The sequence below is a fragment of the Brevibacterium sp. 'Marine' genome, from assembly GCF_012844365.1.
Lineage (GTDB): Bacteria > Actinomycetota > Actinomycetes > Actinomycetales > Brevibacteriaceae > Brevibacterium.
On record NZ_CP051626.1, the window covers coordinates 1,578,189 to 1,598,894 of the forward strand.

At 66.0% G+C, this 20,706-nt stretch carries 16 protein-coding genes; 11 read left to right on the forward strand and 5 right to left on the reverse strand.

The annotated features are described in order from the left end of the window. The first annotated feature begins 10 nt into the window (after window positions 1-10). The 6 genes from HF684_RS06975 (at window position 11) to manA (ending at window position 9,523) form a co-directional block, all read left to right on the forward strand. The gene (locus HF684_RS06975) at window positions 11-1,213 is read left to right on the forward strand and encodes a 5-(carboxyamino)imidazole ribonucleotide synthase (protein ID WP_169251906.1); all 1,203 of its coding nucleotides are present in this window, start codon (window positions 11-13) and stop codon (window positions 1,211-1,213) included. A gap of 101 nt (window positions 1,214-1,314) precedes the next feature. Continuing rightward, window positions 1,315-1,842: a 5-(carboxyamino)imidazole ribonucleotide mutase gene (purE, locus tag HF684_RS06980; RefSeq protein ID WP_169251907.1), complete on the forward strand. Its 528-nt coding sequence runs from the start codon at window positions 1,315-1,317 to the stop codon at window positions 1,840-1,842. Window positions 1,843-1,880: 38 nt separating this feature from the next. After that, window positions 1,881-3,029, forward strand: coding sequence for an acyl-CoA dehydrogenase family protein (locus tag HF684_RS06985; RefSeq protein ID WP_169251908.1), 1,149 nt, complete (start codon window positions 1,881-1,883; stop codon window positions 3,027-3,029). A 332-nt stretch (window positions 3,030-3,361) separates the two neighbouring features. Next, window positions 3,362-4,882: an LCP family protein gene (locus HF684_RS06990; RefSeq protein WP_169251909.1), complete on the forward strand. Its 1,521-nt coding sequence runs from the start codon at window positions 3,362-3,364 to the stop codon at window positions 4,880-4,882. A gap of 265 nt (window positions 4,883-5,147) precedes the next feature. Beyond that, complete coding sequence (locus HF684_RS06995) at window positions 5,148-7,913, forward strand: NlpC/P60 family protein (RefSeq protein WP_248279158.1); 2,766 nt, start codon at window positions 5,148-5,150, stop codon at window positions 7,911-7,913. A gap of 290 nt (window positions 7,914-8,203) precedes the next feature. Continuing rightward, on the forward strand, window positions 8,204-9,523 hold the full coding sequence (gene manA, locus HF684_RS07000; protein ID WP_169251910.1) for a mannose-6-phosphate isomerase, class I: 1,320 nt from the start codon (window positions 8,204-8,206) through the stop codon (window positions 9,521-9,523). Between the two features lie 172 nt (window positions 9,524-9,695). Here the strand turns inward: manA and HF684_RS07005 are convergent, their stop codons facing one another. The 4 genes from HF684_RS07005 to HF684_RS07020 are packed head-to-tail and all read right to left on the reverse strand — an operon-like array spanning window position 9,696 to window position 12,993. Next, a complete protein-coding gene (locus HF684_RS07005) occupies window positions 9,696-10,358 on the reverse strand; it encodes a 3-oxoacid CoA-transferase subunit B (RefSeq protein WP_101594807.1) in 663 nt (220 codons plus the stop codon). Window positions 10,359-10,370: 12 nt separating this feature from the next. Further along, window positions 10,371-11,141, reverse strand: coding sequence for a CoA transferase subunit A (locus HF684_RS07010; RefSeq protein WP_127364167.1), 771 nt, complete (start codon window positions 11,139-11,141; stop codon window positions 10,371-10,373). Beyond that, window positions 11,129-11,821 (reverse strand): hypothetical protein, encoded by a 693-nt coding sequence (locus tag HF684_RS07015; protein ID WP_169251911.1) that lies wholly within the window; start codon window positions 11,819-11,821, stop codon window positions 11,129-11,131. Before HF684_RS07015 ends, HF684_RS07010 begins: the two co-directional genes overlap by 13 nt. 44 nt (window positions 11,822-11,865) lie before the next feature. Beyond that, entirely contained in the window at window positions 11,866-12,993 is a 1,128-nt protein-coding gene (locus HF684_RS07020; RefSeq protein ID WP_101555251.1) for a coenzyme F420-0:L-glutamate ligase, read from the reverse strand. Window positions 12,994-13,501: 508 nt separating this feature from the next. Here HF684_RS07020 and HF684_RS07025 point away from each other — a divergent pair. Genes HF684_RS07025 through HF684_RS07035 form a run of 3 tightly spaced genes read left to right on the forward strand, consistent with a single transcriptional unit; the run spans window position 13,502 to window position 18,326 of the window. Beyond that, on the forward strand, window positions 13,502-13,783 hold the full coding sequence (locus HF684_RS07025; RefSeq protein ID WP_035319769.1) for a WhiB family transcriptional regulator: 282 nt from the start codon (window positions 13,502-13,504) through the stop codon (window positions 13,781-13,783). Then, window positions 13,780-16,872, forward strand: a complete 3,093-nt coding sequence (locus tag HF684_RS07030; RefSeq protein ID WP_169251912.1) for a glycosyl transferase — start codon at window positions 13,780-13,782, stop codon at window positions 16,870-16,872. The genes HF684_RS07025 and HF684_RS07030 overlap by 4 nt, the downstream gene beginning before the upstream one ends. After that, window positions 16,869-18,326: a DUF5719 family protein gene (locus HF684_RS07035; RefSeq protein WP_169251913.1), complete on the forward strand. Its 1,458-nt coding sequence runs from the start codon at window positions 16,869-16,871 to the stop codon at window positions 18,324-18,326. Before HF684_RS07030 ends, HF684_RS07035 begins: the two co-directional genes overlap by 4 nt. A gap of 61 nt (window positions 18,327-18,387) precedes the next feature. On the opposite strand, the gene HF684_RS07040 is transcribed toward HF684_RS07035, so the two are convergent. Then, window positions 18,388-18,750 (reverse strand): hypothetical protein, encoded by a 363-nt coding sequence (locus HF684_RS07040; RefSeq protein ID WP_169251914.1) that lies wholly within the window; start codon window positions 18,748-18,750, stop codon window positions 18,388-18,390. Window positions 18,751-18,838: 88 nt separating this feature from the next. On the opposite strand from HF684_RS07040, the gene HF684_RS07045 reads away from it, so the two are divergent. Both HF684_RS07045 and manB read left to right on the forward strand, forming a co-directional pair. Continuing rightward, a complete protein-coding gene (locus HF684_RS07045) occupies window positions 18,839-19,195 on the forward strand; it encodes a DUF3499 domain-containing protein (protein WP_169251915.1) in 357 nt (118 codons plus the stop codon). Continuing rightward, window positions 19,192-20,676 (forward strand): phosphomannomutase/phosphoglucomutase, encoded by a 1,485-nt coding sequence (gene manB, locus HF684_RS07050; RefSeq protein WP_169251916.1) that lies wholly within the window; start codon window positions 19,192-19,194, stop codon window positions 20,674-20,676. The genes HF684_RS07045 and manB overlap by 4 nt, the downstream gene beginning before the upstream one ends. The last annotated feature ends 30 nt before the right edge of the window (window positions 20,677-20,706 follow it).

The window sequence follows — 20,706 nt, forward strand, 5'->3', positions numbered from 1 at the left end:
CCACGATAGGATGGCACACGTGACTTTTCCTCGAATCGGTGTCATTGGCGGCGGTCAACTGGCACGTATGCTCGCCCCCGCCGCAGAAGCCCTCGGCGTCCGCTTCTCCGTTCTCGCGGAGACCGCCGACGCCCCCGCCACGCAGGTCATCAGTGAGGTGACCGTCGGTGACTATACGGACTATCCGACGCTCAAGGCCTTCGCCGAGACCGTCGACGTCATCACCTTCGACCACGAACACGTCCCACCGGAGCACCTGCAGGCTCTCGTCGCGGCCGGACACGCTGTGCGCCCCGGCCCCGATGCCCTCATCTTCGCCCAGGACAAGATCCGGATGCGCAGGAGGATGGACGAACTCGGTCTGCCCAACCCCGCCTGGGCGGAGATCACCTCGGCCGCCGATGTCGAGGCGTTCGCCGCTCGCGTCGGTTACCCCTTCATCCTCAAGACGCCCCGCGGCGGCTATGACGGCAAGGGCGTGCGTGTCATCGACAACCTCGACGAGGCCGTCGAATGGCTGAACGAGGTTCCTCAGCTGCTCGCCGAGGAGAAGGTCGACTTCACACGCGAGCTCGCGGTCATGGTCGGGCGCTCCCCGATGGGGCAGACCGCCGTGTGGCCGGTCGTCGAGACCTGGCAGCAGAACGGCGTGTGCAAGGAGGCCATCGCCCCGGCACCGGATCTGTCCGAGGAGAAGGCGCGGGCCATCACCGAAGCGATCCTCACGGTCGCCGGCACCCTCGAGGTCACCGGCGTCATGGCGATGGAGATGTTCGAGACCGACGAGGGCTTCCTCATCAACGAATTCGCGATGCGCCCGCACAACACGGGGCACTGGACCCAGGACGGAGCGGTGACGAGCCAATTCGAGCAGCACCTCCGCGCGGTCCTCGACCTTCCCCTCGGCAGCCCCGCGGCACGGGAGGATGTGTCCGTGATGGTCAACATCCTCGGCGCCGATCACGACGACCTCTATCAGCCGTACCTGCACGTCATGGCGCACGACCCGGCAGTGAAGGTCCACCTGTACGGCAAGGGCGTGCGGCCGGGGCGGAAGGTCGGCCACGTCAATGCCTACGGCGACGATCGACAGCTCGTGCTCGCCCGTGCGCGGCATGCTGCGGACTTCATCGCCGGCGTCGATGTCGATCCGCACCCGCAGATGCCCGCTCCGGAGGACCTCCGGGCCGAGGGCGAATCCGGCTCGCGCTGAGTACCGGCGCCGTCTGCACCCCGGCACCACCCGTACCCTGACACCATCCGCCACCCGTCCGCACCGACGGATTCCAATCGCCTGCAACGAAGGACGCACTGATGACCACAGCGAACGAAGGCTCCACTGACACGGCGGCTCCGGTCGGCATCGTCATGGGCTCGGACTCGGACTGGCCGACGATGAAGGCCGCCGCCGATGCCCTCGATGAGCTCGGTATCGAATCGAGCGCCGAGGTGGTCTCCGCTCACCGGATGCCCGAGGACATGGTCGACTGGGCGAAGTCCGCGGCCGACCGCGGCATCCGTGTGATCATCGCCGGTGCCGGGGGAGCGGCTCATCTGCCCGGGATGATCGCGTCGATGACCTCACTTCCGGTCATCGGTGTTCCCGTGCCGCTGAAGCACCTCGACGGAATGGACTCGCTGCTGTCCATCGTGCAGATGCCCGGCGGAGTGCCCGTGGCCACCGTTTCGATCGGCGGTGCCAAGAACGCCGGTCTGCTGGCGGCGCGCATCCTCGGGGCAGGTCACGGTGCCGAAGCCGAGGCTCTGCGCACTCGTCTCGATGACTATCGGTCCCAGCTGCGGCAGGTAGCTCTCGACAAAGGGCGGGCGCTGCAGGAATAATAGGGCTTGCTGAACGTTTGATAAGTCTGAGGAGAATGATGTTCGACCTGTACCAGCCCAGCGAAGAGCACGAAGAGATCCGCGCCGCAGTCCGCAACGTCGTCGAGAAGAAGGTCGCGCCGTTCGCCGCCGAAGTCGACGCAGACTCCCGCTATCCGCAGGAGGCGCATGACGCCCTCGTCGAGACGGACTTCTTCGCCGCGCACATCCCCGAAGAGTACGGGGGCATGGGCGCCGATGCGCTGGCCGTGTCGATCATCATCGAAGAGGTCGCACGCGGCTGCGTCTCGTCCTCGCTGATTCCGGCTGTGAACAAGCTCGGCAGCATGCCTGTCCAGCTCGGAGGCAGCGAAGAGATCAAGAAGAAGTACTTCCCGTCCGTGGCCTCCGGTGAAGCAGGATTCTCCTACGGCCTGTCCGAGCGCGAAGCCGGATCGGACACCGCATCGATGAAGACCCGTGCCGAACGTGACGGCGACGACTGGATCCTCAACGGGGTCAAGACCTGGATCACCAACGCCGGAGTCTCCGACTACTACACGGTGATGGCCGTGACCGACCCCGACGGAGCACGCGGACGCAACATCTCCGCCTTCGTCGTGGAGAAGTCCGATGAGGGCTTCACCTTCGGTGACAAGGAGCGCAAGCTCGGCATCAAGGGCTCGCCCACTCGAGAGCTCCTCTTCGACAATGTCCGCCTGCCCGGCGACCGCATCGTCGGCGAGCCCGGGGAGGGTCTGAAGATCGCCCTGCGCACCCTCGACCACACTCGAGTCACGATCGCCGCGCAGGCCGTGGGCGTCGCCCAGGGTGCTCTCGACTACGCTCTGGCCTACGTCAAGGACCGTCAGCAGTTCGGCAAGTCCGTTGCCGACAACCAGGCGATCCAGTTCATGCTCGCCGATATGGGCATGAAGCTCGAGGCCGCACGTCAGCTCACCTACACCGCCGCCGCCAAGAGCGAGCGCGGCGACGACGACCTCACCTACTTCGGTGCCGCCGCGAAGGCCTTCGCCTCCGATGCCGCGATGGAGATCACCACGGATGCCGTGCAGCTGCTCGGCGGAGCCGGATACGTCGTCGACCACCCGGTCGAGCGGATGATGCGCGATGCGAAGATCACGCAGATCTACGAAGGCACCAACCAGATCCAGCGCATGGTGATGGGGCGCAAGCTCCTCGCCTGAGCCGGGCTCCGAACTCTCCGCGGCCGACCGTGCGCGGTGTCAGTCGGTCGGTGACGAACGGGCGCGGCAGATTCCCCAGATGGGAGTCTGCCGCGCCCGCTTTCTGCCTGTGAAGAATCGCACACGCGAAGAATGCGACATGCGCGGCGCGGATGTGCCGGAATCGACGGTTCTCACGCGACACAATAGGTGAACACAGTGGACTCTGAAGTGACTTTGGCACAGTTGTCTGCTGTGGGCACCCGATGGGGCGAGGCGACCTGTGCGTGGCCTCCTGAGGATGTCGACGCCGGAATCAGTCCGTGAGCAGAGCCCGAAGCGAAGGGAAGTCAGTGGCCGAAACGAGATATGTGGACCCGATCCGCCATCCGTCGTATGCCTCGCAGCCGACGCGTGATGTGCGGGCGTGGCTTCTGCTGCTCGTCACGGCCCTCGTGCCCGGGGGAGTGCAGCTCCTCTTCGGCAACCGCCGCTGGGCGAAGATCTCTCTGTCGATCACCGCCATCAGCTGGATCCTGGCCCTCATCGCCGGAGTGATCGTCCTCATCAGCCGGACGTTCCTCTTCACCATCGGCACGAACCCCTTCATCCTCACCTTCCTGACCATCTGGGTGCCCGTGATCGCGATCAACTGGGCGGTGTGTCTCTTGGACACCCTGCGCCGGATCCGGATCGTCACGATCTCCCGGAAGGCACGCAGACGCTTCGTCGCGGCCTTCTGCGCTCTCCTGCTCATCGTTGTGGGCCCTCTGGCCTGGGGGACGACGATCCTCAACTCACAGCGCGGACTGATGAGCGACCTGTTCGCCTCGGGCAAGGCGCTCAAGCCCGTCGACGGCCGGTACAACATCCTGCTGCTGGGCTCGGACGCCGGAAAGGGCCGGACAGGAATCCGCCCGGACTCCCTGTCTCTGGTCTCGATCGATGCGAAGACCGGCAAGCCCGTTATCATCGGTCTGCCCCGCAATATGGAGAACGTGCCCTTCCCCGACGACTCTCCACTGCACAAGCACTACCCGCAGGGGTACAACTGCGGAGACGAATGTCTGCTCAACGCCGTCTTCCAGCAGGGCGAGCAGCACAAGGACGAGTTCGAGGATCCGAAGACGGCCGGCGAGCAGGCGACGATGGATGCTGTCTCGGGTGTCACCGGCCTCGAGGTCCAGTACTACGCGATGATCAACCTCAAGGGGTTCGAGAACCTCATCGACTCCCTCGGCGGAATCACCCTCGTCTCCGGCAAACGGGTGCCGATCTCGTCGAAGGTCGATCCGACCACGGGCCAGCACGGGCCGGTCAAAGGGTGGATCGAACCGGGCAAGCAGAAGCTCGACGGATTCCACGCGCTGTGGTTCGCGCGCTCCCGCGAATTCTCCAGCGACTACGAGCGAATGGTGCGCCAGCGCTGTGTGCAGACGGCGATGGTCAAGCAGCTCGACCCGGCCACAGTGCTCACTCGCTATCAGTCGATCGCGAAAGCCACTCCAGGGGCCGTGTCGACGGACATCCCGTCGTCTCAGGTGGATTCGTTCGTCGATCTCGCGCTCAAGGTCAAGTCGCAGAAGATCGAGTCCGTCGACCTCACCCCGCCGCGCATCACTCCGTCGCGGCCCGACTTCGATGTGGCACATCGGCTGGTAGCCGATAAGATCGAGGAGTCGTCGAAATCCTCGGACGAGGACAACGGCGCGTTCTCGGTTCCTGGAAGCGACCTGTCAGCCGCTGCGGGAGTCGATGCGGAACTCGATCCGAACCCCGGTTCAGGGCCGCAGCTGCTGGCACAGGGTGCCGGCGACTCCTCTTCTGACAACGGCGAAGAAGCCGACGCAAAGGCGATCTGCTACGTGCCCTGAGGCGCTGCTGTGGGACTGGTCGTGATGCGTCCGATGACCGAATCGGCCGATCCCATGACGATTCCCGGAAAATCTTTTGCTCGGTGTGTCGCTTGCCAATACTGGGAACCACACTCGTGTAATTAGAATATTCCGTTCTGTGGCTAGTCTGACACGCCGAAAATGTGTAACAATTTTGAGATGTTGGGGTTGCCCACCGTTCTGCCAACGGTGAAGGGGACCTCGAGGCCTGAACTTCCCTGTCTTCCTCGAAAAGGCTGTAACGATGAAATATCTATTGCCCACTGTTGCGGGCTGCGCTTCTGTTGCGCTGGTCGGCACCTTAGCGGTCACGGCACCGTCGGCTACCGCAGCCACGACGTCGCCTGATGTGTCCAAAGAGGCGCTGAACGTCAGCAAAGAGGGACTCAACGTCCCCGGTGCCCGCGATTCCAGTGATTCCACCGCCACTGCCGCCAACCAGAGCGCCACGAGCAATCTGCCGAACATCTTCAAGTCGCAGACTGCCCTGGCATCGGCCAAGGTGCCCGATATCGTCAACGCCTCGGCGTCGGCGTCTGCGGGTTCGGTCAACAATGTCTCCGCCGGACTGACCTCCGGAGCCGACGAGGCCGTGCCGTCCGAGGGATCGGCTCCGTCCGAGTCCGAGCAGGCTCCCGCCGAAGGCGCAGAGAACGAGTCCCCGAAGTCCGAGGACGAGAAGTCCGACGATGCCGGGGACGAGGGTGCGAAGGATTCGTCCGACGAGTCGAAGACTGAGGACGAAGACGACATCTCCGGTTCGGTCCGTCAGAAGACCGAAGACGGAGTGAACATCGCGCTCATCTCCGATGTCCTCGACGTTCCCGCGAACAACCCGAGCCTCATCGGCTTCACGTTCTCCCAGGCGAAGTCCAATATCCGCATCCAGGTCCGCACCAAGCAGGGCTCGGAATGGGGCAATTGGAACACCCTGGACGAAGAGCAGCAGGAAGAGGCACAGAATCAGGGCTCGGAACCGATGACGGTCTCCAACGCCTCTGCTGTGCAGATGCGCATCCTCGGTGATTCCGCGCCGAGTGAGGCCGAGCTCGTGCTCGTCGACCCGAAGCGAGACGCCGGCGACGCTCAGGCGGTGGCCGAGAACGATCCTGTCGAACTCGACGACCAGGTCGGCGGCGACTCCACCGGCGCGGAGACCGCGCCCGAGCAGTCGACCGATAACTCGACCGACGCCGAGGCGGCATCTGCAGAGAACGTCGACGCGGCCGCCGGTGCGACCGTGACCAATCAGAACTACGTGCCCGGATCGTCGACGGTCGACACCGTGGCGAAGAAGGTGTCGAAGCCGAAGATCGGCTCACGCAGCTCGTGGGGTGCCAAGGCCTACCGCGGCAGCCCCGACTACGCCAGCGGCATCAAACAGGCCGTCGTCCACCACACCTCCGGCTCGAACAGCTACTCGGCGGCCGACGTTCCCGGAATCATCCGTGGTATCCAGGCCTACCACCAGCAGGGTCGCGGCTGGAACGACATCGGATACAACGTCGTCGCAGACAAGTACGGTCGCCTCTGGCAGGCCCGCGGCGGTGACATCTCGAAGGCCGTCATCGGCGCACACGTCGCCGGGCACAACACCGGAACCTTCGGCATCTCCGTGCTGGGTACCTACAACAGCTCGGCTCCGCCGAAGAAGACCCGCGATGCCGTCGCCTCGGCGATCGCGTGGAAGTTCTCGATCAACGGAATCTCGAAGGCGACGAAGTCGAACCTGGTCGGACACCGCGACCTGGGACAGACCGAGTGCCCGGGTGATGCCTTCTACGCCAAGCTGGGCGAGATGCGTTCGACGGTCAACACGATCCTGAAGACCGGCGAGCAGCCCAGCGACAGCAAGGACGACGACAAGAAGGACGACGACAAGAAGACTGAGAAGCCGAAGGCGAAGACCACGATCGAGAAGTACGCCGAGAAGAACAAGCTCGGCAAGGCTCTCGGCAAGGAATATGACGTCAAGGGCATCTCGGGCGCCAAGGCGCAGAAGTTCGAGAAGGGCACCGTCTACTGGTCCAAGAAGACCGGCGCTTACCACCTGTCCGGGGCGATCGCCTCGGCGTACAAGGGCAATGCAGTCACCGACTTGGGGCTGCCCACCTCTGCGGAGAAGGGCGGCCTCAAGGGCGGGGGCGCCGCGCAGCGCTTCGAAAAGGGCTCGTTCTACTGGTCGAAGGACACCGGCGCTCACTACACCTCCGGCACCATCATGAAGTACTGGGGTGACAAGGGGACCGTCAAGGGTCACCTCGGTTACCCCAAGTCGGACGTGGTCTACAAGAAGGGCCGCGGTGAGCAGCTCTTCCAGGGCGCACGTCTGGTCTGGGCCGAAGGCTACGGAACCACCGAGTTCTCTCCCAAGGGGTCGATCGCCGGGGGAGTCAGCGACGATAACTCTCCGGGCGGCACGACACCGCCAGGAGACGATTCCACCGATGACAAGTCGCCTGCAGACTCCGGGGAAGGTTCTGCAGACGACAAGGACTCGAAGGACGACAAGTCCAAGGACGATTCCAAGAAGGACGACAAGTCCAAGGACGATTCCAAGAAGGACGACAAGTCCAAGGACGATTCCAAGAAGGACGACAAGTCCAAGGATGACTCCAAGAAGGACGACAAGCCGTCCAAGGCCGAGAAGATCGCGGCCCAGCGTGCGTCCATCATCAAGGACGCGAAGGCCAATCTCGGCGTGAGGTACGTCTGGGGCGGCACCTCGCCGAAGACCGGTTGGGACTGCTCGGGCTACACCCAGTACGTCTATGGCAAGAACGGCATCAAACTGCCGCGCACAACCAGCCAGCAGCGTTACGCGGGCAAAGAGATCTCTCTCAAGGACGCCAAGGCCGGCGACCTCATCTGGATCCCCGGTCACATCGGAATCATCTCCGAGACCAAGGGCCAGATGTACGACGCCGGTTCGTCGCGGACGAACACCACGAAGCGCAGCTACAGCTGGATGCTGAACCGCGGAGCCAAGGTCATCCGCGTCGTCGGCTGACACCTGGCTTCGAGGACAGGGCGGACAGCGTCTGCCAGACAGTGCCCCGAGGACGATCCCACTGCGGATCGCCCTCGGGGCACTCTCTGGTTCTCCCCACGATCCTGCGGGCGATGGTGACCGGTGTGAAAGCATCAGCCCAGGTGACAAGCGGTGAATTGATCGTGACTTCGGTTGAACAGTCGGTGAAGTGCCGCCTCGGCGTGTGATGGTGGGACTAGGCTTGTCGAAGCACACCCGGAACACACCGGATGTGATGACGACTCTCAACTGTCAGAAGGGGGCCCGCAGTGCATCGTCTGCACAACACGGTCAAGAACTTCGAATGGGGCAGCACCGACGCGATTCCCGCGATCCTCGGCACTGTTCCGGACGGCACCCCCTGCGCGGAACTCTGGCTCGGAGCCCACCCGGTCAGCCCCTCTCGACTCGACGTCAGCCGCACTCGCGCCCCATCTCCGCTGGAACATCAGAACCGCCTCGGCGCTCAGGAGGCAGCGGGCGGCGTGGCGACCGAGGCCGAGCCTCGGCTCGGGCCCAACCTCATCGAATATCTGGCGGGGGACCCGGAGGGCCTGCTCGGCCGCAATTCCCTCGAGTCCTTCGGTACGCGACTGCCGTTCCTGCTCAAAGTGCTCTCGGCCAGTAAGGCCCTGTCGATCCAGGTGCACCCGAATCGCGAGCAGGCGCGGGCAGGATTCGCCGCCGAGGAAGCGAACGGTCCGGCGCTGGACGCTCCCGACCGGAACTTCAAGGACGCCTCGGCGAAACCGGAGCTCATCTACGCGCTCACGGACTTCCACGCGCTCACGGGGTTCCGCCCGCGCAAGGCTGTGCGGGCGACGTTCGAAAGGATGCTCTCTCAGCCGCTGACTCCGCCGTCCTTGGACGTCCTGGGAGCGATCATCGGCGCGCTGAAGTCCTTCAGTGAGTCCAAGGCCCTGTCCCGTGCCGTCGAAATCATCCTCAGCGACCCGCGGACACCGGGGCTCGTCGACGAGGTGGCCGCCCACGGAATCGACGAACAGCCATCCGGGCACATCAGCCGGTCCGGCAGTGCGGTCGACCCAGCACAGACGTTCTGCGAGCTCGTCACCGACTACCCACACGATCCGGGCGCTCTGGTCGGGCTCATGCTCAACCGAGTCCACCTGCAGCCGGGTGAGGCGCTGACCATGGACGCCGGGGTTCTGCACGCCTACCTCTTCGGCACGGGCATCGAGATCATGGCTTCGAGCGACAACGTCGTGCGCGGCGGACTGACCTCGAAGCACGTCGACATCGAACAGCTGGCGACGATCACGGACTTCCGCGCCGGCACCCCGCGGATGGTCGAACCCGACCGCTCCGGAATGCTGCTCGGCCCCACCGACGATTTCGCTCTGCAGGCGCTGCGGTGCCCACGGGCGACGACCGTGGAGCGACGCGGTGCTGCGATCGCGCTGTGCACCGCGGGTGCTGTCACACTCAGCTCGCTCGGATCGACGCTCACCCTCGAGCGTGGGCAGAGCGCCTTCATCGCGGCGAACGAACCGATTGTGACGGCAGACGGCCACGGCGACCTGTTCGTGGCGACCACCGGCTTGGACTCCGGAGCAGCCGGCCGCTGAGTCTGCGGCGAACGGACCGGACTCCTCGCCGGCGGCTGAACACAGAACTGTGGTCACGTTCGGATACTTCTGAGCGTTCAGAGCATCCGAACGTGACCACAGTTCGATCGGCAGGTGTCCTCGTTCGGACACTCCTCGCGCGGGGCAGAGCAGCCGGCCGGTCAGTTCTGAATCAGGCGGCGACCTCGACGGTCGGGACGTCGGCGGGGACGATCACCTCGGCGCCGGTCTTCTCCTTGACCTCGTCGACGGTCACGCCCGGGGCGAGTTCGACGAGGGTGAAGGAATCACCGCTGACATCGAGCACGGCGATATCGGTGATGATGCGTTCGACGACGCCCTTTCCGGTCAACGGCAGGTCGCAGGAGGTCAGCAGCTTGTGCGAGCCGTCCTTGGCGACATGGTCCATGATGACGATGACGCGCTGGGCGCCGTGCACGAGGTCCATCGCGCCGCCCATGCCCTTGACCATCTTGCCCGGGATCATCCAGTTCGCGATGTCGCCGTTCGTGGCCACCTGCATGGCGCCGAGGATCGCGGCGTTGATCTTGCCGCCGCGGATCATGCCGAAGCTCGCCGCCGAGTCGAAGTAGGCGGCGCCCGGGTTCATCGTCACGATCTCCTTGCCCGCGTTGATGAGGTCGGGGTCGATCTCATCCTCGGTCGGGTAGGGGCCGACGCCGAGCAGCCCGTTCTCCGACTGGAGGACGAGGTGGACGCCCTCGGGCAGGAAGTTCGGAACCAGGGTCGGCATGCCGATGCCGAGGTTGACGTAGCTGCCGTCTTCGAGTTCCTGGGCGGCACGGGCCGCCATCTGATTGCGTGTCAATGACATTTCTGTGTCTCCTCAGGCTTCTCGTACGGTGCGCTTCTCGATGGGCTTGTCCGCCACCTGCTCAGGTGTCAGCGGCACCACGCGGTGGACGAAGACGCCCGGCACGTGGACCATGTCCGGATCGATCTCGCCGGGTTCGACGAGCTTTTCGACCTCGGCGATGGTGATGCGAGCCGACTGTGCGGCCGGGGGATTGAAGTTCCTGGCCGAGGAGTGGAACACGAGGTTGCCGTGCCGGTCGCCGATTGCCGCACGCACAAGTGCGTAGTCGGGGGCCAGGGACTTCTCGAGGACGTATTCCTTCTCTTCGCCGAAGGTGTCGAAGACCTTCGTCTCCTTGGCCGGGGACTCCGTGACGACGTTGCCGTCCGAGTCGTACTTCCAGGGCATGCCGCCTTCGGCCACCTGGGTGCCTGCGCCCGTGATGGTGTAGAAGCCCGGGATTCCGGCGCCTCCTGCACGCAGCTTCTCCGCCAGGGTGCCCTGCGGGGTGAGTTCGACCTCGAGTTCACCGGAGAGGTACTGACGGGCGAATTCCTTGTTCTCGCCGACGTAGGAGGCGATGATGCGGCGAAGTCGCCCGTCGGCGAGCAGGATGCCCAGGCCGCGGCCGTCGACGCCGGCGTTGTTCGAGATCACTTCGAGGTCCTTGGCTCCCTGGTCCTGGAGAGCCCGAATGAGGAATTCGGGCACGCCCACGACACCGAAGCCGCCCACGGCGATCGATGATCCATCTGCAATGTCGGCCACCGCTGCTGCGGGGGTATCAACTACTTTGTCCATGTGCCCAGTGTGCCATGGACCACTCCCAGCCCGGCCGCCAGGTCCGTGATGCGAGCATCGTCGACTCTGCTGGTGAGCAGGACTTCACCACCACCGAGGAGGTGCTGCAGAAAGCGCGGCCATTCGCCTGGCAGCGGGGTCGAGTTCGAGACGAGCAGTCCCTGCGGGCGGGTCTTCGCGGTCGCCTCCGAGCGCGTCCAGTCGATGACCTGACCGTCCACTTCGAGGATTCCCGAAGCGTCGAGGCGGCGTGCAGTGACATCGGGGTAGGCGCGGATCGCGGAATTGACGTCGATGAAATCGGTATCGACCGGAGTGCTCAGCGCCAGGGCCGGGGGATTGAAGACGAAGACCTCGTCGGCATCGGACACCGCGTCATCATCCTCATGACCGACGGGAACGAGAGCCATGAAGTCCTCCGTCGGCGGTTCTGCTGCGATGTTGACGCGGCCTCCGGCCAGCAGGACGCTGAGGATAGCGACGAGTTCGCGCCAGTGCAGTCCCTCCGGAAGCGGAGCGAAGAGTGTGAAGTCCGGGCCGAGGTCATAGTCGCCGAAGAGACCGACTCCCTTATTCACCCAGTTGGAGACGACCGGGCCGGTGAGATCGAGGCGATCGAAATCGGGGCCGCGCCAGATGAGGACGGGTCCGCCGGTGTGCGCAATGACTGAGAGATCCATATCCGCTTTCTTCGGTGTACGTCGGGTGGTGTCGGCCGGGCAGATCAGGGCACGATGAGGCCGATGTCGATCGTCACCCCGCGGGGGAAGGCCCCCAGCTCACCGTCGACCCAGTGATAGCGGGTGGAAGCACTGAGATCCTCGGCGAAGAGGGCGGTGTGGAGACGTTCGACCAAAGATCCGAGCCCGACCATCGCCTCGAGCAGCGGGGGACCGCCCGACTGAGCGGTCGCCGGTGAATCAGAGGGGCTGAGCGTGATCCGCGATCCGGAGCCTTCGATGCGCATCCGCCACGCCGCATGGCCGGGAGTCCGCGACTGCCCGGCGCGGACGACGCGGATCGCTCGAGAGACGCGTTCGAGGATGTCGTCGCTGTTGTCGCCGGCAGGGGCGCTGCCGGGCAGGTCGGTGACGCCCAGCCCGCGCTGAATGGCTTCGACGTGACCGTGGCGGAACCAGTCCTCGCCGAGATCGCGGGACAGCGCCCGGGCACCGTCGCTGCCGTTGTCGAGGTATCCGCCGGCCCCGCGGACCAACGCCATCGGCAGTCCGCGGGAGGAGCCTTTGACCAGGTCCGCGGCCGCCGCGATCTCGTCGGCGACAGCGCGCACAGTCACGGTCTGGACGCGTCCGTCGTCATCGGGGCGCCCGCGCTGGTCGTCCAGGCCGGAGAACCCGGACAGTCCGATGGCGATATCGCCGACACCGACCCGCCACGGCCGCGAACTCGTATCCGAGATGACCAGACCGATGCGCACCTCGAAGGCCTGTTCGACCCGTCGGCGCAGGCCATCGGCGGACCGGTCGCTGTCGAGAGGGTGGAGGATGACGGCGCCGCCGGAGTTCGACTGGTCGAGGCCCGCTGCGGCCTGCACGGTGCCCGCCGGAGTGCGCACGACCTGAACGGTGGTGCCGGAGCGATAGGAGCGCTCGGCGACGAGGTGGGTGCCGGTCTCCGCGACGAGTTCTTCGAACTCGGCTCGATCGGAGACCGTGCGCAGGCGGCCCTCGGCTTTGGAGACGACCTTCGACGCGACGACGAGGATATCGCCGTCCTTGAGGTCGATGCGGTTGCGCCGCAGAGCGTTGATGAGGATCGCAGAGAGGTCGGAACCCTGCCCGATCTCTTCCTCGACGGGAGGCGCGTAGACGGTGAGCAGACGATCATTCATGCCGGACCGCCGGTGATTCCACTCTCATTCCTCCATAATCCCATTGCGGGTGCCCACTTTCTAAATTCTCCAGGTTTGTTCAGGCGGATCCCACAGGTTGTGCCCTATGACCGGACCGTGACCTATATATGGGGTTCTGGGTGCGTGTGCATGTGAACGCGTGTTCGAATCGCGTCTCATGGGGCGTCTCAGTACTCCATAAGGGCTTGACGGGGCGGTAATGACACGCGTGTAATTTATACCTAAGGGGAACGCGCCGAGCAGGGATCCTTCAGGATTCGACCGTACATCGGACTGATCGCCTCAGTCACGGTACTGGACCTGCTCAAGCGTGAGAAAGGGGAAAACCGTGCAAAGTGCACAGAGAGAATGGCGGGAGAGAGAAGACTTCACCGCCGCACCGGGAGTCACCTCCCGCCGTGCCGAAGACTGGTTCATCGAACCGGGAGCACGTACACCCGAGACACTGCCTGATCCGCTGGCCGTCGATCCGAGTGATCTGACACCGCTGCAGCCGGACAACTCCGCGGTCTCTCCGCTGTCGCTGCTCCTGGGTGCTGCAGACGACGGTGAACTGTCCTGGCAGGACCAGGCCCTCTGCGCTCAGACCGACCCCGAGGCGTTCTTCCCGGAGAAGGGCGGATCGACTCGTGAAGCCAAGCGGGTCTGCGCCTCCTGCGACGTCCGTTCCGAATGTCTCGAATATGCTCTCGCCAACGATGAGCGCTTCGGCATCTGGGGCGGAATGTCCGAACGCGAACGCCGCCGGCTCAAGAAAAAGGTCGTGTGAGTCCAGCCGTCACCATCGTCGTCGTCTCCGGCGACGATGCCAGCAAGGTCGAGCTCGAAACAGCTCTTCGTCCGCACTTCCCCGAGGTCCCTGTGGTGGATCTCGGGGGTCGGACGGTCCGCGAAGCCGGCGAGATGCCGGACGTCGCGGAATCGAATTTCCTGTGGTTCCTCACCCCTGACTCCCGTCCCGAACCCGACTGCCTCGATGAGCTGCTCGACGCCATCGGAGAGACCGAATCCATCGCCGCCGTCGGACCGAAGCTCATGTCCTCCCGTCGCATCGTCTCCGCCGGAGTGAGCACCACCTCGGCAGGGGAGCGGTTCAACCCCGTGGGCTCCGGGGAGATCGACCAGGGCCAGCGTGACAGTCAGATCGAAACGCTGGGTCTCGACCTGCCCGGCCTGCTCATGGCCACCACGGAACTTGAGCGCATCGGAGCACCGTCCCGCGTGCTCGGCCCCGCCTATTCCGGTCTCGAATACTCCCGTCGTCTCCGCGACCTCGGCGCTCGAGTTCTGCTGGCGCCCCGCGCGCGGTTGGAGATCTCCTCGGCCTCGGCCGCCCGGCTCGGCTCCTCACCCCACCCGCCGAGGTCGAAGGCCCAGATCCGGGCCGAGCAGCGCTACCGCCTCAGCCTCGCCGGACAGGGGCTGTTCGCACTTTTCTGCCTGCTGGCTCTCGGCCACCTCGGTCGAATCGTCGGCGGGCTGCTGGCGAACAATTTCAAGCCTGCCGGATGGCACCTCTCCGCGCTCTTCGGCCTGCCCGCCGACGTGTCGACCACCGCGCCGCTGCGCCGTGCCAACGCCCGCCGCAACCGGGCGGCCAAGCGATCGAACACCACCCACGTCGCCGCTCTCTACGCCGACGACGAAGAACTTGCCGTCCAGCGCCGGACGATGAGCACAGACAGCGACGAGCCGCGCCCGGCAGAGGTTCCCACCGGCGGACCCGACGCCGATGCCGAACTCAACCCGGTCGGCGACACCGAGGAGGCCATCGACTCCTTCTCCCGTCTGGAGATCTCCGGGGGTTCGAGTCTGCTCCGCGCACCCCTGACCTATGTGATCCTTGCCGCCGTGGTGATGAGCGGTGTCATCAGCTTTCGACTCTTCGGCCCCGGTCACCTCGACGGCGGCGCCCTGGGCTCGACCGATATCGGCCTCGGTGAGATCGTCGACCGCCTGCTCGGCCGCCACCTCGACGTCTCGACCGGTGCAGCAGTGCCTGCCGACCCCTATCATCTCGTCATCGGTGCTCTCTCCCTACTCTTCTTCGGCCATGTCGACGTCATGGTCCGCTCCCTGCTTCTGACCGCGCCGATCCTGGCCGCCGTCACCGCCTACGCGGGTGCCGGCAGCGTGCTGGCGAGGCGTTGGGTGCGCGGCTTCGCCGCTCTGCTGTGGATCGCGTCCCCGCTGCTGACGACCGCGCTGTCGGACGGTCGCCTCGGTGTGATCCTCGTCTGGATCTGCGCACCGCTGGTGGTGCTGACTCTGCGCCGCAGCCTGGCCACCGGATCGATAGCGGCAGCGGCCGGCACCGGGCTGCTGCTGTTCGTCATCACCGCCGGAGTTCCGCTCCTCCTGCTGGTCACGATCCTCGGCACAGCGGTGCTGCTGGTCGCCGGTCGCGGTCTGCGTCATCTGTGGCTGCTCGCCCCGACCGTGTTCCTGGGATGGCCATGGCTGTGGGCCGTGGTCCGCGAACCCGGAACGCTGCTGACCATGCCCGGGCAGACCACGGCCACGGACTCTGCGCCGACGTATCTTCTGGCCGTCGGCTTCCCCGCTCCGACCGACATGACCTGGCTGGCGAACCTCATCGCCGACCTCGGTCTCGGCGAGGTCTCTGCCGGCGTCCTCGAACTCTGGGCACCGGTCCTCATGCTGCCGATGCTCATTCTGGCCTTCTTCGCCCTCATCGAAACCCGGCTCGAACTCTCCCGCCTGACCTGGGCGGTCGGGCTCTACCTCGGCGGTCTCATCCTCGCCGCGGTCCAAGTGCATCTGCCCGCGCAGACGGGGCCGTTCCACCTCATCGGGTCCTACCCTGCAGCGGGACTGACTCTGGTCAGCCTCGGCTCGATCCTGCTGCTGTCTCTGGGCGCCGACCGCGCGGCCGGACGACGTCCCGGGCGCGGCCGGACCGCGGGTTCGACGCCCCGGAAGAGCGGCACCGAAGAGAGTTCCGCGACCGCTGGTCGTGCGCCCATGCGCGGCCTCGTCGGGCTCGTGACCGTGGCGGCCATCGGGCTCATCGCCATCGGCGCCGGACGGGCCACATCCTCGGCGGATCCGGTCACCGCGACGTCCGAGAGCACTGTCCCCGCCCTGGCCGCCGATCGCGCAGACGGGGCGACTCAGGCACGCACCCTCCGTCTGGACAATGTCGACGGAGAGGTGCTGGCCACTCTCGTCTCCTCTGCCGACGGCACAGTTCTGGGCACCTCGACCGTGACCTCGGCCGAGACCGTCGGAGGATGGCCGTGGCAGCGTCGTCCGCTGCCGATCACCCCCGACCAGGTGCTCGTGGCTCAGGCCGCGTCCGCGCTCTCGGCCGATGACGCCGGTGACGTCGGCAGCATCCTCGGTGAGCTCGGGGTCGACTTCGTCCTCATCGGCCCGAACGCCGGCAGCCTGACCAACTCCGTGTCCGTCTCGGAGGGTCTCCTGCCGGTCGGCCCCACCTCGTCGGGACAGCTGTGGCGCGTCGACAAGCCCTACAGCGGACGTTTCCTCATCCGCGACTCCGAAGGGCAGGTCTCCACCGCGGCGATGACGGGCACCACCGCGACGGTGCCGGCCGGCCAGGACGGGCGCACACTGACCATTGCCGACGCCTCAGACGGAATCACCGCCCGCATCGACGGCGAGCCGCTGCCGCAGCCGAAGCCCGGCGCAGAGGAGTGGGCGAGCGAGTTCGACCTGCCCGCGTCCGGAGGGACGGTCGACATCACACTGAACTCACCGCTCTACCCGGTCGGAGTCATCGTCGGATGGGTGCTCGGTCTGCTCAGCCTCATCGTGGCCATTCCCTTCGGCCGGGCAGGGAAGAAGTCCGGTCGAGCGGAGGAGAGAGCATGAAGCATCAGCGCAGCATCGTCACCTTCGCGGCCATCGCCGTGCCCGGAGTGCTCGTGGCCATGACCTCGTTCCTGACTCCGCTGACTCCCGGCACGCTGGACCGCAGCCCCGAACAGGTGCGCATGCCTACCGCGGATACCCGCGTCGTCTGTCCGGGCCCTCTGCTCACCGCCGGTGACGCCGAAGGCACCGATGCCGAGTTCGTCGACGATTCGAAGGTCTCGACCCGGGTCGTCTCCGCTTCCGCTCCGATCGGCGCTGCAGACGGTTCGACCTCCTCGGCTCGCCTGCAGGTCGCCGATCTGGGTGGTTCGATCGACTTCGACAATCCCTCGGGTCAGGGTTTCGTCTCCGGCGATGACAGTGTCGACTCGACGAAGCTCGTCACCGGTTTCGCCCGTCCCGGCGCGCCTGCCCTGACGACCGGTCTCGAAACCGTCGAAGGCAGTTCCGGTGACCTCACCGGCCTCGCCACACTCACCTGTGCCCAGGCGTCGAGCAGCTTCCGGATCGTCGCCGGATCCGGCGCCACCGGCTCGAATTCGCAGCTGCTGCTGAGCAATCCGGGAGACGTTCCCGTCCAGGCGAAGGTCGCCCTCATGACTCCCGGCGGTGAGACTGCAGAACCGACCGAACTGAGCATCAAGGCCGGTGAGCAGCGTGCCGTTCCGCTGGGCGGTCTGGCCGGAGGCGCCGACGCCCTGGCCGTCGATGTCACCGTCGACGGCGGAGTGCTGGCCGGCTCGATCCAGGAGACCGTCCTCGACGGCCTCAGACCGCAGGGCATCGACCTCGCCGCCGGCGGTGCCGGGGCCGATCGCCAGCAGGTGCTCACCGGACTCAGCGGCAAAGATGTGCGGGTGCGGGTGGCGAACCCGAGCAGCGATCTCGCCGAGGTGTCCCTGAAGGCGTACGGATCCGACGGTGAGATCGACATCCCCCGTTCGTCCATGACCGTCGTCGGCCGCGGTGTCGCCGAGGCCGAGCTCGGCGATCTCGATGCCACGAGCCTCGTCGTCGAATCGTCTCAGCGCGTGCAGGCGGGGGCCTTCATCGGCAAGGACGGTGAGAAGGGTGCCGCCGACTTCGGCAGCATCCCGTCAACCGACTCTCTCGCCGACACCCAGCTCGTGGCGCTTCCGCGCACGGGAGAATCCTCCCTGAATCTCTCGCCCGGTCAGGGGCAAGTGCAGGTGCAGGGAATGCTCGACGACGGAACGCTTACCGACCCGCGGTCGATCGATCTCAATCCGACGGGAACGACCGTGCTCAATCCGAGCGACGTCTCCGAGGAGTCGGTGCGCGCGCTCGTCCTCAAGGGGGCCCAAGCTTCGGGGTCGCAGGCCGATGGGGTGCATGCGACTCTCGTCGTGACCACCGAGGACGGTATCTCCACTGTCGTTCCGGCGCCGGCCCCGGCGGGTGTGGCCTACCGGGATATCCGTCTCGGCTGAGGTCCCGTGAACTGATGTGGGCGGGCCCGCTCGGTGCGCTGAGGAAGCCCACCGAGCAGTCTCAGGTGCGACGGAGGATATCGATCTGGTCGGCCACCACCTCGGCGATGAGCGCATCGCGGGCCTCGCTGCCGGCATGGTCTTCGATCACTCGCCGGTAGAGGACGATATGGGTGGGTCGGTCCCCGGCCGGCGGGAAGACGCGACCGAAGCTCGGTTCGGTCGAACTCGCCGGCGGGACGGAATCGACGGCCAGCACCACCTCGGCGAGGAGAGCGGGTTCGCGTCTGCGCATCCGGGCGAACTCGGCGGCTGCGACCGCGGCGAAACTCTCCGCCCGACTCTGCCGCGCGGGCACCTCGGCCCGGTGCAGCGGAGACCGCAGTCCCCGCCCATGTCGGTCGCGATGTCGCCGTGGTCTCATAGCATCTCATTCTACGTGCGGGGTCGCCGTGCCTGAGCGAATCGGCGGGTCGCGGCGTGTAGAGTGTGGGACTGTGTCAGCCGTGAGAATGTGTTCAAAAGTCAGCTGTTCGCGCCCCGCCGCCGCCACCATGACGTACGTGCACGCCGATGCGACCGTCGTCATCGGACCTCTGGGCAGGCGAGCCGAGCCGGGCGCTCATGACCTGTGCGCCGAACATGCGGCGAAGCTGACCCCACCCGTGGATTGGCAGCTCATCCGCATCGACTCCGGGCAGGCCCCGCCCGAACGCAGCCACGATGACCTGCTGGCCATCGCCGACGCCGTCCGCGAAGCCGCCGACGGAGCCGATCGGACCCCGCCCAGGACCGAGCCGACCCCGGCCGACGACCCGGCGGCCGCAGGACGCCGACACGGTCACCTGCGCATCATCGGCGACTCATGAACCATCCCGAACCGAGCTCGTCCGGTACCGATCCCGCACGGCAGATCCCGACGGACTCCGAACTCGGTCGGGCCCGGACGGTCGCGCTCGACGCCGCCGTCGGCGCCTATGACATCCGCGGTCGCATTCCCGATCAGCTCGACGAGGACATTCTGTTCGCCCTCGGCTGGGCGACGGCCCGCGCCATGGCAGAGATCCACACCTCCACCGAGGTGGTCATCGGTCACGATATGCGACCGAGCTCTCCCGGGTTCGCCCAGTCCTTCGCGGCCGGAGTCGACGCGGCCGGATCGAGAGCCGTCCTGCTGGGATTGTGCTCGACCGATCAGCTCTACTTCGCCTCCGGCATCTTCGACCTGCCCGGCGCCATGATCACCGCCAGCCACAATCCCGCCGACTACAACGGGATCAAAATCTGTGGACCCAGCGCCGCCGGAGTCAGCCTGGTCTCCGGACTCTCGCGAGTCAGGGAACTTGCGATCACCGCACCGCAGAGCGACGGCCGGACCATCGCCGACGATGAGAACGCAGCATGCCGGATGCGGGAGCAGTACGCGGCACGGATCCGCGAACTCACCCACGTCGACGAGGTCACGGGACTGTCGATCGTGCTCGACGCCGGAAACGGCATGGCCGGGCGCCTCCTCGGGGAGGTCTTCGGCACGGACGCGGGAGCCGCCTCGGTGCCCTTCGACGTCATCGGTCTCTTCACCGAACTCGACGGGACCTTCCCCAACCACGAGGCGAACCCGCTCAAACCCGAGAACCTCGTCGACGCCGCACGCGCCGTCGTCGACAACGGAGCCGACCTGGGCCTCGTCTTCGACGGGGACGCCGACCGCTGTTTCTTCATCGACGAGACCGGGGCGACGATGTCGGCCTCAGCCGTCGGCGCACTCGTCGCCGAACGGGAAATCGCCCGGGCCCGAGCGCTCGGGAATGACCGCCCGACAGTCATCCACAACCTCATCACCTCTCGCAGTGTGGCCGAGACGATCACAGCCGCCGGCGGCCATGCACTGAGGTCGAAGGTCGGTCATTCGGGCATCAAGACGCTCATGCGCGAAACCGGAGCCGTCTTCGCCTGCGAACACTCCGCACATTTCTATTTCGACGAATTCTTCGGTGCGGACTCGGGAATGCTCGCCGCCTGCCATCTCATCGCCGCCCTCGCCGGGTCACAGGCTCCCGCCTCTCGTCTGGTCGCCGACTACGACAGGTTCGTACAGTCCGGTGAGATCAACTTCACCGTCTCCGATCCCGATGCCGTGCTCGCCGACTTCGTCGCCCATGCCGGAGATTTCCCCGACAGCACCGTCGATGACCTCGACGGAATCGGTCTGCAGGGGTCGGACTGGTGGGTGAACCTGCGCAAGTCCAACACCGAACCTCTCGTCCGACTCAATGTCGAAGCCGCCGATCCGGCGCAGGTCGACGCACTCACCCGCCAGGTCTCGGACTTCGTCACCGCTCGCGCCTGAAGCCGGTGCTGTCCGCAGATCGGGCACGAC